The following is a 16,496-nucleotide window of genomic DNA, read 5'->3' on the forward strand; positions in this document are numbered from 1 at the left end:
GCACCTGCTTGCATGTGGGCCGCCACTCTTTGATGCCTGCCGATCAGTCGGGCAGGGGCTGTGCACTAGTCACTGCGAGCGCTCGAGTTCCACATCGAGATGACGCGCCTGAGCGGGTGGGCGGACTCGAAGCTGAGGATGCTGATGGACGCCGGGGAGATGGCGAAGTGCTGGCCCTGGCTCACCGGCAGGCCGATCCAGCGGGCCGCCAGCACGCGCCCGAACTGGCCGTGCGAGAAGGCAATGATCTTGCCGCTGACTTGTTCGCACAGGCTGGCAATGAGCCGGTCTGCGCGCGCGCTGACTCCGGCAGGTGTTTCACCGCCCGGGCAGCCGTCAGTCCACACATTCCAGCTCGGGTGCCTCTGGTGGATCTCGGCCGTGCGCAGGCCTTCGTAGGCGCCGTAGTCCCATTCGGCCAGCTCGGGCTCCAGCTGGACGTCTGGGTCAGAAAAGCCTGCCAGGCTGCAGGTGCTGCGTGCGCGCAGGCTAGGGCTGCTCTGCACGCGGGAGAAGCGGATGCCCTGCAATGCCGTGGCCAGCCCAAGCGCCATGGCTTCGCCACGCGCCGTCAGCGGCAGGTCTGTGCGCCCAGTGTGTTGGCCGGACAGCGTCCAGTCGGTCTCGCCATGGCGGATGAAGTAGATCTGCAAGGGCGCAAGTGTTTTCGTCATTGCGCTTCCATGGCGGCGCTGTACTCGCCCCGCAAGGCCACGCGATTGCAGCGCGCCCGATGCATCAGCGCCTTCTGCGCCGCGGCCCGGTTCGCGTCCTGGCCGGCCCAGATGTCCAGGGCCGGATGCTGCAAGGCGCGCGCGAAAGAGAAGCTCAGCGGCCAGGGAGCGCGGGGCCTCAGATGCAGGGCGTTCAGCCTGCTGCTGGCCAGCTCGCCGGACTGACCGCCGGACAAGAAGGCGATGCCGGGCACCGCCGCTGGTACCACGCGGCGCAGACATTGCAGGGTCGCATCCGCCACCTCGTCCGCTGTGTTCTGCGTGGGTGCGGCCAGGCCGGCAATCACCATATTGGGTTTCAGGATCAGCGCTTCCAGTGCCACGCCCTGCAGCGTCAACGCTTCAAATACTTCGCGCAACAAGGCCTCGGTGACGGCCTGACAATGCGCCAGCGTGTGTGTGCCCGTCATCAGGACCTCAGGTTCGATGATGGGAACCAGGCCAGCCTCCTGGCACAAGGCCGCATAGCGAGCGAGGGCCTGCGCATTGGCGGCGATGCAAGCGGCGCTGGGCAGGTGGCCGCCGTCCACAGCATTGACGGCGATCACGGCGCGCCACTTGGCAAAGCTCGCACCGGTCTCGACGTAGGCTAGCAGACGCTCGCGAAGGCCGTCCAGGCCTTCCGTTACTTTTTCGCCCGAACGCAAAGCGAGGGCCTTGGCGCCGGTGTCCACCTTGATGCCGACGAGCAGGCCGGCATCCCTGGCCAGCTGAACGAAAGTCGTGCCCTCGGCCGTGGCCTGCCCAAAGGTTTCGTCGCAAAGGATGACGCCGCTGATGCATGAACCTAGCTCTGGTGTGCTCAGCAACAGCTCCCGGTAGGCGCGCCGCATCTCGGCGCTGGGCGCAATGCCGAGGGCTTCGAAGCGACGGTTGCAGGTGCCCGGGCTTTCGTCCATCGCCAGCAGGCCCTTGCCATCAGCGACCATGGCTTGTGCGGTTTCGATCAGCGCCTGCAGATTCATGCTCGGCACTCGGCAGTGGCGCCCCAGGCCCAGTCGCGGATCTCCGGCAGGTCCTGGCCATACTGGTCGATGTAGTGCTTGTGTTCGATCAGCTTGTCCCGGCACATCTGGGCCAGGTAGGCGCTTGGGCTGCCCAGCCCAGGCAGGCATTGCAGCGCTTTTTGCACGAGATGGAAGCGGTCCAGCCCGTTCTGCACCCGCATGTCGAAGGCCGTGGTGATCGTGCCTTCTTCCTGGTAGCCGTGCACATGGACCTTGCGGTTGCTGCGGTGGTAGATCAGCCGGTGCACCAGGGACGGGTAGCCGTGGAAGCCGAAGATCACAGGCTTGTCGCGGGTGAAGATCGAATCGAAGTCGCTGTCACTCAGGCCATGCGGATGCTCGCAGGCTGGCAGCAGCTTCATCAGGTCGACGACGTTGACGACGCGGACCTTCAAGTCCGGCAGGTGCTGGCGCAGCAGGGACGTGGCCGCCAGGATTTCCAGCGTCGGTGTGTCGCCGCAGCAGGCCATCACGAGATCGGGTTCGGAGCCCTGGTCATTGCTGGCCCAGGGCCAGATGCCAATGCCTTCGGTGCAGTGCACGACGGCTTGCTCCGCGCTCAGCCATTGCGGTAAGGCGTGCTTGCCGGCGACGACGACATTCACAAGGTTGCGGCTGCGCAGGCAATGGTCGGCCACGGACAGCAGGCAGTTGGCATCGGGCGGCAGGTAGACGCGCACGATGTCGGCCTTCTTGTTGAGCACATGGTCGATGAAGCCCGGGTCCTGGTGCGTGAAGCCGTTGTGGTCCTGCTGCCAGACATGCGAGGTGAGCAGATAGTTCAGCGAGGCGATGGGCCGGCGCCAGGGCAGTTCGCGCGTCACCTTCAGCCACTTGGCGTGCTGGCTGAACATGGAGTCGACGATGCGGATGAAGGCCTCGTAGCTGTTGAAGAGACCATGGCGCCCGGTCAGCAGATAGCCTTCGAGCCAACCCTGGCATTGGTGCTCACTGAGCATCGAATCGAGCACCTGGCCTTCAGCGCTCAGGAACTCATCGTTGGCCAGCAGCTCCGCGTCCCATTGGCGGCGCGTGACCTCGAACACGGCGCCGAGCTGGTTGGACACAGTTTCGTCGGGCCCGAAGATGCGGAAGTTGCGCGAACTTTGATTGAGCCGTGCGACATCGCGCAGAAAGCCGCCAAGCACGCGTGTGTCCTGGGCTTCGATGGCACCTGGGGCCGTGATCTGCAGCGCGTGGTCGCGGAAATCGGGCAGCTGCAGTTCACGCAGCAGCAGGCCGCCGTTGGCGTGTGGGTTGGCGCTCATGCGACGTTCGCCCTTGGGTGCCAGCACGGCCAGTTCCGGCAGCAAGCGCCCTTGGCGGTCGAACAGTTCGTCGGGCTTGTAGCTGCGCATCCAGGCTTCGAGCAGCGCGAGGTGCTCGGGAAACTCGGGGCTCACCGGGATGGGCACCTGGTGCGAGCGAAAGGTGTTCTCGATCTGCACGCCGTCCAGGGAACGAGGGCCGGTCCAGCCCTTGGGCGAACGCAGCACGATCATGGGCCAGCGTGGCCGGGTCTTCACATTCTTCTGGCGCGCATCGTGCTGAATCTGCTGGATTTGTGCGATGGCCCGGTCGACGGCGGCAGCCATCAGCTGGTGCATGACCATGGGCTCGCTGCCCTCGACAAAGATCGGCGTCCAGCCGCAGCCCAGGAAGAACTGCTCCAACTCTTCAAAACCGATGCGAGCCAGCAGCGTCGGGTTGCTGATCTTGAAGCCGTTGAGATGCAGGATGGGCAACACCGCACCGTCGCTCGCCGGATTCAGCAGCTTGTTGGAATGCCAGGCGGTGGCGAGCGGGCCGGTCTCGGCCTCGCCGTCGCCGACCACGCAGGCCACGATCAAGTCGGGGTTGTCGAAGACGGCGCCGAAGGCATGGCTGAGCGAGTAGCCCAACTCGCCGCCCTCATGGATGGAGCCCGGCGTGGTCGGCGCCACATGGCTGGAGATGCCGCCTGGAAACGAGAACTGCTTGAACAGCTTCTTCAGCCCTGATGCGTCCTGGGTGATCTCCGGATAGACCTCGCTCCACCTGCCTTCGAGGTAGACGTTGGCGACCAGGGCGGCACCGCCATGCCCCGGGCCTGACACGTAGACCATGTTCAGGTCTTGTTGCAAGATCGCGCGGTTCAGGTGCACATAGATGAAGTTCTGGCCAGGCACCGTGCCCCAAGCCCTACCAGCAGCGGCTTGATATGGGCCAAGCTCAGAGGCTCGCGCAGCAGGGGGTTGTCGTAGAGGTAGAGCTGGCCGACCGACAGATAGTTGGCGGCGCGCCAATAGGCATCCATCTGGTCCAGCATGGCCGGGGACAGGGTTTCGGTGTTCATGAGTCAGCGCGTCCCGTGTTCAAGGGCTCGCAGCGAGAACCCGCGGTCTGGCTGAGGCGGGACGGGCGCGCTCCGCCTTCGCGCCGCCATCGCGACAGCGCGAGCCATCGCACAGGGGCTTGCGCCCGGTTCCCGGTTTCCGGGCTTCGGTTTTGCTGTCATGACTGCGCTCCAGGGGGTTGACCACCACCAAGTCCCGAAGGCCCGGCAGACCCTGTCGAACTTAGGCCGCCGCGCGGCGGCAGTCTGTGCGTTGGAGAACAGGGCCATTCAACGTGGCGTGCGCCACAGCTCTGCAGATCAAGCGGCCCATGGGGGCTGGCTGGCCATCCCAGGCAAGGGAAGGGCGGTTCTTGCCCCCCGACCGCCGCGCCGATGCTGGGAATGCTGAAAGGCCGTTTTCTTGATGACGAGGTCAAGCCACGCCCCGAGCTGAACAACAACTTTTCCCGGCTGCGGGGAAGCTCAAGCCTTCAAGCCGCAGACGTCCATGGTGTGTCTCGCGATTTGTTCATCTTCTTTGGACGGCAGGACTTGTACCGCGCAGCGCGATGCGTCCTGGCTCAGCACGCCGTGGCCGCGGGCGTTGCGGGCTGGGTCCAGCTCGACGCCGAGGCTGGCCAGCTGCGCGCAGACCTGGGCCCGAATCTGAGCGTCATGCTCGCCAATGCCGCCGGTGAAGACGATCCGGTCGACGCCTCCCAAGGCAATGCTCATGGCCCCCAGTTCCTTGGCAACCCGATAGCCAAACATCTCGATGGCCAGCCGGGCTTCGGCACTCGCCGCCGATGCTTCGTGGAGCGCCCGCATATCAGCGCTGACACCTGAGAGGCCCAGCAGGCCGCTGCGGTGGTCGATCAGCGCTTCGAGCGCGTCTGCGTCAAGCTTCATCTCCCGCATCAGGTGGATCAGCACGCCGGGGTCCAGATCGCCGCTGCGTGTCCCCATGAGGAGACCGCCGCTGGGCGTGAGGCTCATGCTGGTGTCGATGGAGACACCCTGACGCACCGCGGTGATGCTGGCGTCATTGCCAAGGTGGGCAATGATCAGCCGTTTGGGCAACTGGCTGCCGAGCTGGCGCAGAACCGATTCGCAAGACAGCCCATGGAAGCCGTAACGCTGAATGCCGCGCGTGCGCAGCTCGAGCGGCAGCGGCAGGGTGCTGGCAACGGGCGGCAGGGTGGCGTGGAAGCAGGTGTCCAGGCAAGCCACCTGAGGCCGGCCAGGAAAGTGCTGTTCGGCATATCGAATCAGGGCCAGCGCTGCAGGCGTGTGCAGCGGCGCGAAAGTGGCGGCCGCTTCAAGTTCGTTCATCACCGTGGCGTCGATCAGGCAATGCTGTCGCAGACGCGGGCCGCCATGCACGATCCGGTGACCAATCGCTTGCGGACTTGGGGTCGCTCGGTCTGAGAGCAGCTTGCCGATGCGCAGCACTGCATCGGCAGCAGTCGTCATCGGGGTGCTTTCGTGCAGCAGCACGGCACCATGCGCATCGACGGCGTGGAATGAGGCCGTCCTTTCGCCCAAGCCATCGGCTTCTCCGGACAGCAGGCAGATGGCGTCGGCGCCGCGCAGCCGGTAGAGCCCGAATTTCAGCGACGAAGAACCACTGTTCAAAGCGAGTACATGGGGTTCGGCGTCGGTGCTCGGGGCTGGTGTGGGCATGCAGGGTCGACTGTCGTTCACCGCTGAGACTTTGTCCGTTCGGCGCAGCACATGGGCAGGGCCCAATCAGCGCGTCGAATCGGGGTTCAACATGAAGGCCGAGGATTCAGCTGCAAAAACTCAACAATGTAATTTTACATAATACACATTGTCGATAATATGGAGGCTTGCTGACCCGCAGCCTTTCAACCTCGACGCTTGTTCTCTCTCTGTCGCGTGCAGCTGCTGGCACACACGGGCTGACATGCAAGGCCTCCATAATCCGCGCGCCCCACAACCCGAACTTCTGCCTGCGATGCAGCCCTCAGACCCTGACTTCCTGATCGAACCCGCCGATTCGCCAGCGCCGCTGGTCATCACCTTTGGGTTTGCGCAGTGGGACGTGCCGGTGGCTTTTGATTTTCAGGGCCGGCTGCGCAAGCTCGAGTTCCTGCTCGGCCAGAAGTTCCATCGCATCCATCTGCGTGACTTGAGTGTCTCCTGGTATCTGCACGGCGTGGCCGGCCTGGGTTCCAACTTGCTGCGCACGCTGGACGCGCTGGCCACGCAGGTGCGCGCGCTGGCGCCGACCCGGGTCATGACCTTGGGGCAATCGATGGGTGGCTACGGCGCCATCCTCTACGGCCTGGCCTTGGGGGTCGATCGCATCGTGGCGTTCGGAGCGCTCTCCACCATGGACCCGGCGGTCGCACGGGCGCAGCGTGACAGCCGCTGGCTCTCGGTCATGGAGCGGCTTCAGGCCGAGGGCGTACGGCCGGAGCGGACCGATCTGGTGGCGCTGGCTGCCGCCTCGGCCCGCACGCTGGACCTGCGCCTGCACTACGGCGAGCTGCCGGATGCCCCCGAGCATGGCGCGCTCAACCTCGACCTCTTCCACGCCGCCCGCTTCGCCGCGCTGCCGGGCTGTGTGGTTCATCGCCACCCGCAGGCGACCCATGCGCCCTCACTCCTTCTGCAAGCGCAGCGCCAGCTCGATGCGGTGCTGCTGCGTGATCTGTTCGATGTGGACCCTGCCCTCGTCCACCAGCGCTTCCGCCCCGTGCTGGACGATGCGCGCTTGCGCACGCTGGCCGCGCAGTTGCTGGACGGTGCTGCGCCCGAGGATGCGGTCGCGGCCTTGACCGAGCAAGGCTTGCATCCGGTCACTGCACGCTCCGCCGTCGCCGAGCTGCTGCGCGACCCTGTGTTTCTGGCCGCCATGCAGCGCCAGAACGCAGCGAAGCACTGATGGGCTGATGCGCTGAACTACCGCGTTACCAGTTGCCGATGCTCGGATTGGCGTAGCTGAACTGGTTGGGCAGGTCCAGATTGGTGAACGAGAAAGACATGCTCAGCTCCAGCGCGCTGACCTGGTGCCACCAGCCCAGCGGCAGAAACAGCGTGTCGCCCGGCTCCAGCACGGTTTCCAGCACCGTGGCTTGCCGGAACAGGGGGAAGCGTTCGAAATCCGGCCTGTCCAGGTCAATCGGGCTGAACACGCCCATGCGGTTGTAGAGCAGCGGCGTCTGCCAGGGCGAGATGAAGCGCCAGCGCTTGCGGCCGACCACCTGGGTGTGGAACAGCATCAAAGTGTCGTGATGCAAGGGCGTGTGCGTGCCGCCCGGGCCGAACCAGAAGGACGCCGCGGCAGGCAGCAGGCTCGCGTCGCAAATCGGCGGCATGGAGCCGATGTCCGCCAGCAAAGGCAGGAACTCGGGCCGGCGCAGCATCTCGTCATTGGCCGTCAGGTAGTGGTCGTTGGTGTCACCAGCGCCCTGCACCAGGGCCACGAAATCGCTCACCCGCATGCGTTGCCGCAGCTGTCCCTTGTTCTGCTCAAACAAGGGGTCACGTGAGCGGCCTACCTGCACATCGACGTCCAGATGACCGAAACGGGTGGCGAAGTCGGCCGGCGACCAGCGCTGCAGCGCCGGCCAGTCCGAGGCCACATCCTGCAGCACGACCGGGCGGCAGCCCAGCACATAGCGCTCCAGGAACTCCTCCCGACCGACACCCCGCCGCCGTTCGATGTCGCGGTAGTCCGCCGCGCTCTCCAGCAGTTTCTGCTGGTTCGCCATGATGGACTCCAGCTTGCGCAGCATCTGCTTGTGCTGCTGCGCAGCAATGAAGGCCGGGCTGACCCTGACGCTGGCAATGGCTGCCTCGCAGGCGGCGCTGGGCAGGCCCGCCGCCTGCATCACCGGCAGCATGGCGGCCGGCGAGCCCTCCCACATCAGACTGTCCGCCACCCACTGCAGCCATTCGGCCGGCAAGGCGTGCGGCGCCAGCACCAGCGGCCGGGGCGGCGCCAATCGGTCAAACGTCGAGTTCATCGCAGCGAGGTTCATGTTTCAAGCCAGGATGGAGCAGCGCGCCATCAGCGCTCCGTCTGGCCATCACGCCGGCGCGGGGCGCGCACAGCGGCCGCCGCCAGGGCCAGGCCCGCCAGCCACCAGGGCGAGGCGGCGCCGCCACCGCCGCCGCCCGAACTGGGCGCCGGGGCCGGCGTTGGGCTCGGGGCCGGCGTGGGCGCAGGGGCCGGAGCGGGAGCCGGTGCAGGGGCCGGGACGGGGATGGGCGTGCTGCCCTGGGCCTGGCCGCAGCGGCTCAGGGCCGCGCTTTGCAAGGTCTGCGCGCTGCGCACCGGCGCCGTGTAGCTGCCCGGCGCCTGGGCGTATTTCACCGCCTCGGCCGCGTCCAGCAGGCCGCTGCCGCAGGTCTCGGTGGTGCAGGTGCAGCGGCTCGAATTGCTGCTGCTGCAATAACCCAGGGCGTAAGCGGTGACATGGGGGCGCGCGCTCAGCTTGAGGCCGCCCTCCACCTGGCTCAGGCTCAGCGCCGGGTTGAGCGACCACATCAGCGCCGCCGCGCCGGCCACCTGGGGTGCGGCAAAGCTGGTGCCACTGACGGCGCTGTAGCCGGCCGTGGTCGGTGCGTTCGTGCCCTTGTTGCTGGCCGAGACCAGGCCGCTGTCGGCCAGGTCGGCGTCGCAGCTGCGGCCGCTGTCGGCGTCGCCGCCCGGGGCCAGCAGCTGCACTTCCTTGCCGAAGTTGGAATAAATCGCCTTGAAGCCCTGGCGGTTGGCCGCGGCCACGCCGAACACGCCGGCGCAGTTGGCCGGGCGGCCCACCGTGCTGCGGTAGTTGCCGGCGGCGGCCACCACCATGACGCCGAGCTTGCGCAGCTCCTCGATGGCGTCGCGGTACAGACGCGCGGCGGCGGCCACATCGGCATTGGCGTCGTTGACATCGCAGGAGGTCACGCCGGCAAAGCCGATCACCACGATCTTGGCCGGGTTGGCATTGGCCGGTGCACCGGCCACGGGCAAGCCGGCGGCCCAGCGCATGCCGTCCACCATATCGCCGACCGAGGCGCCGCATTTGCCCGACACGCGCACCGGCAGCACGCGGCCGTTCCAGTTCATGCCGGCCACGCCGCCGGCGTTGTTGGTCACGGCCGCCAGCTGGGCCGCCACCAGGGTGCCGTGCCAGCTGCTGCTCTCGTTCACCAGGCAGCCGTCCCACAGCGCCAGATTGCCGTCATGCTCGGCCTTGCTCAGGGCGTCGCCGGGGTCGGCCGCGCCGGCGCTGCGGCCCACGCTGTTGTTGGCGTACTCGGGCTTGCTGACGAAGTTGTAGCCGGTCAGCACATTGGCGTTGAGGTCGCCGTGCGAGGTGATGCCCGAATCAAGCACCGCCACCACCACCGAGGCCGAGCCCTTGCTCAGGTCCCAGGCCTTGGTGAAGCCGGCAGCCGCGGGGTTGCCGTCGGCCGACTGCTCGTCCAGCCACCACTGGCTGGATTTCGGATCGCTGCCGTTTCGGAACAAGGGGTCGTTGGGCACCGCGGCGCGTTGTTCGCGCAGCTCGGGCATGGCATGGCCGATGCGGGCATCGGCCCGCAGGGTTTGCAGCCATTGCTCACGTGTGGCCTTGGCGGTTTCTGCGGTTTCTGCGGTCTTGCCGCCCTGCCCTGGCACCGCTTGCAAACGCCACCAGCCCGAGCCCAGCGGCTGGCCGGCGCGCAGCGGCAGGCCGTGCTCGGCCAGCACATGGCGCAGCTGGGCCTGCTGCTGGGCGCTGTCGCGGCCGCCATCGGCCAGCTTGACGATCAGATCCCCACCTGCGGCGGCAGTGGCTGGCCTTGCCGATGTGGTGGCTGTGGCTGCATCGCCCAGCCGGCCCGGCTTGGGCTGGATCTGCGCGGCCAGGGCCCAGGCACTCAGGCCCACAGCGGTGACCAGGCCGAGGCTGGCGGGAGTCTTGCGCAGCAAGCGCGTGAACAGTTGGGGATGTGGCGTTCTCATGGCGCGCACCATAGGCCGTTCTGATGAACCCCTCGTGACAAGGCCCGCGGCCGAACCGCGGCCCGCCGCTTGCAAAGCGCCAGCGCGGCCGCCCGCCGCGTCGCACCCGCGCCACACACCCTAGTCCGTTCGGCGCGCAAACCCGCAATTCGCACGCATACGAGCGTCACTTGTCGCTGCCACAGTGCGGCCTGTCGCAGGACGACACACCTGTTCTTTTGTCTGCCTCGGGAAGCCCCGGGTACCCAGTGCTGCCGCCGAGTCCAAGCCGCCCAGGCTTGCACTCCATCGGTGGTGTCCAGGTGCCGCGCCCGCTGCCGTGGCCCGGTGCAGTCATGCCGGGCCTCGGGGAGGGCTGATGTCATCCCTCCGTCTCTTCACCCAGGCCGCAGGCCTACACATCTCAATCTACTGGAGTACTCACCCATGAAACTGAAACACATCGCTGCCGTCGCAGCCCTGGCCGCCGTCGCGAGCGCCCCCGCTTTCGCCACCATCAAGGCCGTTTCCGTCGGCTCCGAGTTGTTCCTGGTCGTTGGCGACAACAACGGCTCCTACGTGCTGGACACCGGCGTCACCTTCCAGCAAATGATGACCCTGGCCGGTTCCGGCACGCCCGGCACCCTGCTGAGCCAAAGCGTGGTCGGCACCTCTGGCTGGTCCACCTTCGTCTCCACCCGCCCTGACCTGTTCAACGGCGCTTCCAACAGCGTCAACGGCATCCGCTGGTCGCTGTTCGTCTACGAAGGCAACGGCGGTTTCGATCTGACCACCAAGCATGTGCTGACCACGGTCGGCACCGGTGTCAGCGCCGCCTCCATCAGCAGCAGCCTGAACGCCAACAGCTTTGACGGCAGTTTCGGCGCCTCGACCGGTCTCATCCTGAACGCCAACGGCACGGGCACCCACCGCACCCAGCTCAACGGCTCCAGCTACAACGCTGTGGGCACCGCGGGTTATGCCGGTGACCGCTTCTTCAACTGGGGCAGCGCGTTCACCAAGATCGGCAACAAGGTCGGCGTCGATTCCGCCCTGGTCCATGTCAACCCGACCGATCCGGAAGACTATGACGTCTATGTGGGCGCCCAAGCCTTCGAGAACGTCAAGGTCAGCTTCGACGGCCAGACCATCGCCGTGACCAATGTCTCCGCCGTGCCGGAACCCGAGACCTACGCCCTGATGCTGGCCGGTCTGGTGGCCGTGGCCTTCATGGCCCGCCGCCGTCGCGACATCTGATTGACGGCTGGCGCCTGAAGTTCAGGCGCTGACGCCCAAGCAGGGTGTCCCACCGAGCCGGCCGCGTGCCAAGACGTGGCCGGCCCGGTGCTCAGCGCCGCGCCTCAGCGCTTTGATGCATGCCTGATGCGTCCCTGGTGCGTCGTTGCCGGGCTGTTTGTTCAGCCCGTCCAGGTTTTCCTTCTTTCTTTCTTATCCGCCCTTCGAAAGCTCCCTCCATCATGAAGCTCCGCCTCCTTGCCGTTGCCGCTGCTCTGGCCGCCGTGTCCAGCGCCCACGCCCTGACCCCCACCCAAATCGTTGACGCCCGCAGCGCCGGCACCCTGAAGGAAGTCACCTTCTCGGGCGCCTCGGCCCTGCGCCTGTCCCTGGCTGCCTACGTCCAGGAAATCTGCAACACGAGCACCATGCACGTGTTCTTCAACAACGCCGCCGGCGCCAACCACCGCGCCTACAGCTGCAACCTCGGCGTGGCCGTGGGCAACTATGCCGCCGGCACCCCGGTGCTGGTGGTCAAGCGCGACCAAGGCGGCTCCGGCCAAGGCGTGGCCCCCATCGCCCTGAACACGCCCATCGCCCACATGAATGTGGATGCCTCCTGCGTGGTCACCGCCACCCCCAACTTCACCGACATTCAGGTGCCCAACTACACCTGCGGAACGACCAGCAACCGCGTGTCTGACGCCGGCATCTCCGACGTCGAACCCGGCCTGCTGAACGCCTCGGTCAATCTGGCCGACAACACCCCCGGTGATCCGACCAGCGGCCCCTCCTCGCCGGTGGACCTGAGCAATCTGGACGTCAAGCCTTTTGTGCAAGGCATCTTCGGCGTGGCCGTGAACCTGCGCGCCTATCGCGCCCTGCAAGCCACCCAAGGCCTGACCCAGGACGACAGCGACGCCAACCGCCCCAGCCTGCCCACCACCTGGGTGCGCGGCGCTCTGACCGGCGGCCTGACCGCTTCCAACACCAGCCAGCGCGGCTGGGGCATGGTGATCAGCCCGGCCGTGGACGCCTCGGTGCACACCAAGACCCTGAACATCTGCCGCCGCCAGCCCAGCTCGGGCACGCAAGCTGCGTCCAACGCCTACTTCGCCCAGAACCCCTGCGGCCTGTCCACCTCCGGCGCCCTGCGCCAGGCCAGCGCTGCCGCCCCGGTGCACACCGCCACCGGCGGCACCTATGTGGTCAATGAAGGCGCCGGTACCGGCAATGTGGAAACCTGCATCGGCAGCACCGTGGAAAACATCGCCGGCGCCTACGCCATCGGCGTGCTGGGCCGCGAGAACAACCCCCTGGCCAATGGTGGCGACAAGAAGTACCGCTACGTCAAGCTCGATGGTGCTCAGCCCCTGCGCTATGACGCCAGCACCGGCCGCGGCGCCATCTTCGGTGACTATGACTTCGTCTACGAGTCCACCCTGCAGTACAACACCACCAATCCCAACCTGAACGCCGACAAGATCGCCTTCATCGCCGCCATCCGCAGCGGCGCACCAAAGCCCGCTTCGCTGGCCAAGGCCGATGTGGACACGCAACAAGGTGTGATGGCCCCGTCCTCGACCTGGGCGCCCGCCCAGTACGCGGCCCTGCCGGCTGCCGACAAGCCCTTCGCCTCGCGCGTGGCTCGCTTGGCCGGTGACAGCTGCTCGGTGCTGAAGCTGGCGCGCTGATCGCCGCAATTGCAGCACCCGGCCGCAAGCCGGGTGCATCGCGATATCTGTGAAACGTGGGTCGGTGTTCCGACCCCGTTTTTCATGGCCTCCTGCAGCAGCTGTTGCGTGCAGCAAGCCTTCAGATCGCGCACCGCAAGCCGTCTGAGGGGCTTGGCAGACGGGCACGTCAGTTCGGCTGAGCCGAACGGTCTACTTCCAACCTTCTCCGCTGGCATCAGGGTTTCACATCATTTGCGCACACTGCCGCGCATCGGGCGCCTGCCCCGCATCTCGCCATTGAGGATTGCTTCCATGTTGACCGCTTCTACATCTCGTGCTCCCTTGCTGCGCCCTCTTCTGGGGTTTGTCTTGTGCGCCGCGGCACTCGCACCTGCGCAGGCCAAACTTGAAACCGCGGCCCAAAAGTCAGAGCTGGTGCTGCTGCTGCTGGATCAGAAAAAAGCGGAGATGACCTATATCAAGGATCTCGGCATCACGGCCACCGAGTTCTGGATCACGGCGCAGCAGGACATGGGCGCCTCTTTGTTCAAGTATCTGGACCCCGACACGGATGAAGCCCTGAAAACCTTTCTCGGCAGTGCAGACCTGGCCAGCGTCCGCTGGATCGTTGCTGCAAGCAACAAAGGTGCTGGTGAAGGTAAGGAAAGAAACGACTATGTCACCCTGAACAACAGCGGGGACCTGGCCACACAACAAAAGAACTTCAAAGCCATGAGTGAAATGATGTCGCCTTCGTTGGCAGGAAAGGATGACATCAACAAGTACCTCATAAATGTGGCGGCTGCCACCGCGCAGACTATTCTCATCAGCAACATCCGCACTGAAGAGAATGGCAGTGCCCTGGCCAGCAATGCTGCGGGCAACAAGGGCACTTATGCGGGGACTCTCACCAATTTCTTTGCGAGGGGCAGTACCCTGGCCCCTGGAGATTGCGTCGTGACCGCCACACTGTGCATGGGCAACCCTCTGGGCACTTCGTCCTGGTTCTACAAACTCACGCCCGCTCTTGACGAGGATGGCAATGTCGAATCAGACCTCCCCCTCGTTTACGACGAATTCGACAACCTCAGCGGTGACGGCTACTGGGGCTTGATCAAGGACCCCAATTCCAGCAAGTACGTGCTCAGCTACACCCTGGCGGGCTCCAACCCGCGCAGCCTGGTGAGCACCGATTTCGGCCGCAGCCGGCTTTCCTTCACCGACTACAGCGCGCAGAGCGGTTTTGCTCGCCAGATCCTGGCCCTGGCCGGCGACGATGTTGCCAATGCGCCCGATGCAGCGGCGCTCTTCCTCAACGGCAGCCTGGCTGCACAGCAGGCCGTGACGGCCGTGCCCGAGCCGCAGAGCTGGGGCCTGATGGCTCTGGGCCTGCTGGGCCTGGCGGCCCATGCGCGCCGCCGCAGCAACAGCAGCACACGCAGCACACACAGCAGCAGCGCCTCGCAAGCCTGATCTTTTCGGCGAGCACGCAGCTGCGCCGCAGGCGTCCCCGCGAGCCCCAGCGGCTCGCGGGCTGAGCCTGCGCCTTCGCCTGCCACCTCGCTGCGAGCCTTTGCCCCCTGCCGTTCGGACCACGGCGCTTCATCGCGGATTCACCACGGCTCGGGACACTGCCACCACGCGAGCCAGGTGACTGGCGCTGAGCTCGTGCGTTTGCACGCTCACCAGCAGCGCAGGCGTGCTTGTTTGTTTGTTTGCTTGCCGCTCGCGCTGACGTCCAGGTTTTGCTCCTCGCTGCTTCTTCTGCTTTTCGTTCATTCATTCGTCTATCCATCCATCCAGGGAGTCAGCCTCTAGCCGGGCTGGGATTCATGTCGTTCTTGCCCTTGCCGACCTGCCGGACTTTTTGCGCCCTGCCGCGCCCCGTGCTGCCGCCCGCGCGTGGCCGTCTCGTGCCGGCGCTGAGCACGGCCGTGCTGGCCTTGCTGAGTGCTGCGCCGGGCTGGGCCCAGGACGCGCCGCGCGCCACGCCCGAGCCTGCGCCGGCGGCCAGCGCGGAGCAGGCGCCGCGCTTTGACATCCTGGAGTTCGAGGTCGAGGGCAACACGGTGCTGGGGGCGCTGGTGATCGAGCGGGCCTTGCTGCCCTTCATGGGCCCGCAGCGGGCCCTGGCCGATGCCGAGGCGGCGCGTGCGGCGCTGGAGAAGGCCTACCAGAGCGCGGGATTTTTGACCGTCTTCGTGGACCTGCCCGAGCAGCGGGTGGATGGCGGGGTGATCCGCCTGCAGGTGATCGAGGGCCGGGTCGAGCGCCTGGCGGTGACCGGCGCGCGCTACTTTGACCAGGGCGTGATCCGCAGCCGCGTGGCCGCGCTGGCGCCGGGCCAGGTGCCCAATTTCAATGAGATGCAGGCCCAGCTGGCCACGGTCAATAACAGCGAAGACCGACGGGTGCAGCCGGTGCTGCGGCCAGGCCGCCTGCCCGGCACGGTGGAGGCGGAGCTGCAGGTCAAGGACCGCCTTCCGGTGTACGGCTCGCTGGAGGCCAGCAATGCCGGCACGGCCAACACCGACCCGGTGCGCGTGACCGGGCAGCTGCGCTACGAGAACCTCTGGCAGCGCGGCCACAGCCTGGGCCTGACCGTGACCACCGCGCCCAACCACAGCGCGCAGACCAGCGTGTTCGTGCTGAACTACGGCATCCCGCTCGACGGCGGCGACAACCTGGGCTTCTACGCGGTCCATTCGAACAGCAATATCGACGCCCTCGGCGGCACCAAGGTGCTGGGCAAGGGTGACACCTTCGGCCTGCGCTATGCCGTCAACCTCCCTGGTGCGGAAGGCAGCCTGCACAACCTGGCCCTGGGCGCCGACTACCGCGATGTGCAGGAACAGATCAGCCTGGGCGAGCAGCGCATTGCCAAGCCCTTGCGCTACCTGCCGTTGCAGGTGGCCTACACCGGTAACTGGTTTTCGGCCGAGCGCCAGACCCAGCTCAACACCAGCCTCGGTTTTGGCCTGCGGCCGCTGATGGCGCGGCGCATCTCGGGCTGCGAGCTGGAAGATTTCAGCATCGGCATCGACGACCAGTTCCGCTGCAAGCGCAAGGGCGCCGACGGTGGCTTTGCTGCCCTGCGTGTGGACCTGCGCCACACCGAGCAGGGCCGCTGGGGCAGCGTGCTGGCGCGGCTCTCGGGCCAGCTGGCTTCGCAGCAGCTGAGCAGCGCCGAGCAGTTCGCGCTGGGCGGCGCCGAGTCGGTGCGCGGCTACCAGGAGGGCGCGGCGGTGGGCGACCACGGCTTGCTGGCCTCGCTGGAGCTGCGCAGCGCCAACCTGGCCGATTCGCTGCGCCGCCAGCACCCGGGCGCGCCGCTGGACGATGTGGCCGAGCTGAGCCTGCTGGGCTTTGTTGACGCCGGCCGCTTGCAGACCCTGAACCCCGACCCCGGCCAGAACCGCCGCCAGCCCCTGCTGGGCAGCGGTTGGGGCCTGCGTTTCGGCAGCCGGGCGGGCTTCAGCTTCGAGCTGATCGCCGCACGCGCCCACAAGGCCATTGCCGCCACCGACACCCCTCGCCACCGCGTGCATGCACGCATGGCTGTGAAATTCTGAGCCTGCT

General features: G+C 66.5%; 11 protein-coding genes and 1 pseudogene. 5 read left to right on the top strand and 7 right to left on the bottom strand.

Going from position 1 to position 16,496, the window contains the following annotated elements:
• Nucleotides 1–65: 65 nt before the first annotated feature.
• From ACQY39_RS15570 to ACQY39_RS15585, 4 genes and pseudogenes are all read right to left on the bottom strand, one after another.
• On the bottom strand, nt 66–674 hold the full coding sequence (locus ACQY39_RS15570) for a histidine phosphatase family protein (protein WP_428507718.1): 609 nt from the start codon (nt 672–674) through the stop codon (nt 66–68).
• Nucleotides 671–1,699 (bottom strand): class I fructose-bisphosphate aldolase, encoded by a 1,029-nt coding sequence (locus ACQY39_RS15575; protein ID WP_428507720.1) that lies wholly within the window; start codon nt 1,697–1,699, stop codon nt 671–673. Before ACQY39_RS15575 ends, ACQY39_RS15570 begins: the two co-directional genes overlap by 4 nt.
• A pseudogene (locus ACQY39_RS15580) lies at nt 1,696–4,076 on the bottom strand (phosphoketolase family protein). The gene ACQY39_RS15575 and the pseudogene ACQY39_RS15580 overlap by 4 nt, the downstream one beginning before the upstream one ends.
• A gap of 465 nt (nt 4,077–4,541) precedes the next feature.
• On the bottom strand, nt 4,542–5,741 hold the full coding sequence (locus ACQY39_RS15585) for an acetate/propionate family kinase (RefSeq protein ID WP_428507722.1): 1,200 nt from the start codon (nt 5,739–5,741) through the stop codon (nt 4,542–4,544).
• A gap of 295 nt (nt 5,742–6,036) precedes the next feature.
• Here ACQY39_RS15585 and ACQY39_RS15590 point away from each other — a divergent pair, with 295 nt between their 5' ends.
• A complete protein-coding gene (locus tag ACQY39_RS15590) occupies nt 6,037–6,969 on the top strand; it encodes a hypothetical protein (RefSeq protein ID WP_428507724.1) in 933 nt (310 codons plus the stop codon).
• A gap of 25 nt (nt 6,970–6,994) precedes the next feature.
• On the opposite strand, the gene ACQY39_RS15595 is transcribed toward ACQY39_RS15590, so the two are convergent.
• Together ACQY39_RS15595 and ACQY39_RS15600 are read right to left on the bottom strand one after the other, a co-directional pair.
• Nucleotides 6,995–8,068 carry a cupin-like domain-containing protein gene (locus ACQY39_RS15595; RefSeq protein ID WP_428507725.1) on the bottom strand — a complete coding sequence of 358 codons (1,074 nt, stop codon included), beginning with the start codon at nt 8,066–8,068 and terminating at the stop codon, nt 6,995–6,997.
• A 29-nt stretch (nt 8,069–8,097) separates the two neighbouring features.
• Nucleotides 8,098–10,026: a S8 family serine peptidase gene (locus tag ACQY39_RS15600; protein ID WP_428507727.1), complete on the bottom strand. Its 1,929-nt coding sequence runs from the start codon at nt 10,024–10,026 to the stop codon at nt 8,098–8,100.
• A 426-nt stretch (nt 10,027–10,452) separates the two neighbouring features.
• On the opposite strand from ACQY39_RS15600, the gene ACQY39_RS15605 reads away from it, so the two are divergent.
• The 3 genes from ACQY39_RS15605 (at nt 10,453) to ACQY39_RS15615 (ending at nt 14,390) form a co-directional block, all read left to right on the top strand.
• On the top strand, nt 10,453–11,262 hold the full coding sequence (locus tag ACQY39_RS15605) for a PEP-CTERM sorting domain-containing protein (RefSeq protein ID WP_428507729.1): 810 nt from the start codon (nt 10,453–10,455) through the stop codon (nt 11,260–11,262).
• Nucleotides 11,263–11,483: 221 nt separating this feature from the next.
• On the top strand, nt 11,484–12,935 hold the full coding sequence (locus tag ACQY39_RS15610) for a hypothetical protein (protein ID WP_428507731.1): 1,452 nt from the start codon (nt 11,484–11,486) through the stop codon (nt 12,933–12,935).
• Nucleotides 12,936–13,043: 108 nt separating this feature from the next.
• Nucleotides 13,044–14,390 (top strand): PEP-CTERM sorting domain-containing protein, encoded by a 1,347-nt coding sequence (locus ACQY39_RS15615; protein WP_428507733.1) that lies wholly within the window; start codon nt 13,044–13,046, stop codon nt 14,388–14,390.
• Between the two features lie 129 nt (nt 14,391–14,519).
• Here ACQY39_RS15615 and ACQY39_RS15620 read toward each other — a convergent pair whose 3' ends face one another.
• Nucleotides 14,520–14,696 (bottom strand): hypothetical protein, encoded by a 177-nt coding sequence (locus ACQY39_RS15620; protein ID WP_428507735.1) that lies wholly within the window; start codon nt 14,694–14,696, stop codon nt 14,520–14,522.
• Between the two features lie 53 nt (nt 14,697–14,749).
• Between ACQY39_RS15620 and ACQY39_RS15625 the strand changes: the two genes are divergently transcribed.
• Nucleotides 14,750–16,489 carry a ShlB/FhaC/HecB family hemolysin secretion/activation protein gene (locus tag ACQY39_RS15625; RefSeq protein WP_428507737.1) on the top strand — a complete coding sequence of 580 codons (1,740 nt, stop codon included), beginning with the start codon at nt 14,750–14,752 and terminating at the stop codon, nt 16,487–16,489.
• Nucleotides 16,490–16,496: the final 7 nt, after the last annotated feature.

The organism is Roseateles sp. (assembly GCF_965262435.1).
GTDB lineage: Bacteria > Pseudomonadota > Gammaproteobacteria > Burkholderiales > Burkholderiaceae_C > Paucibacter_A.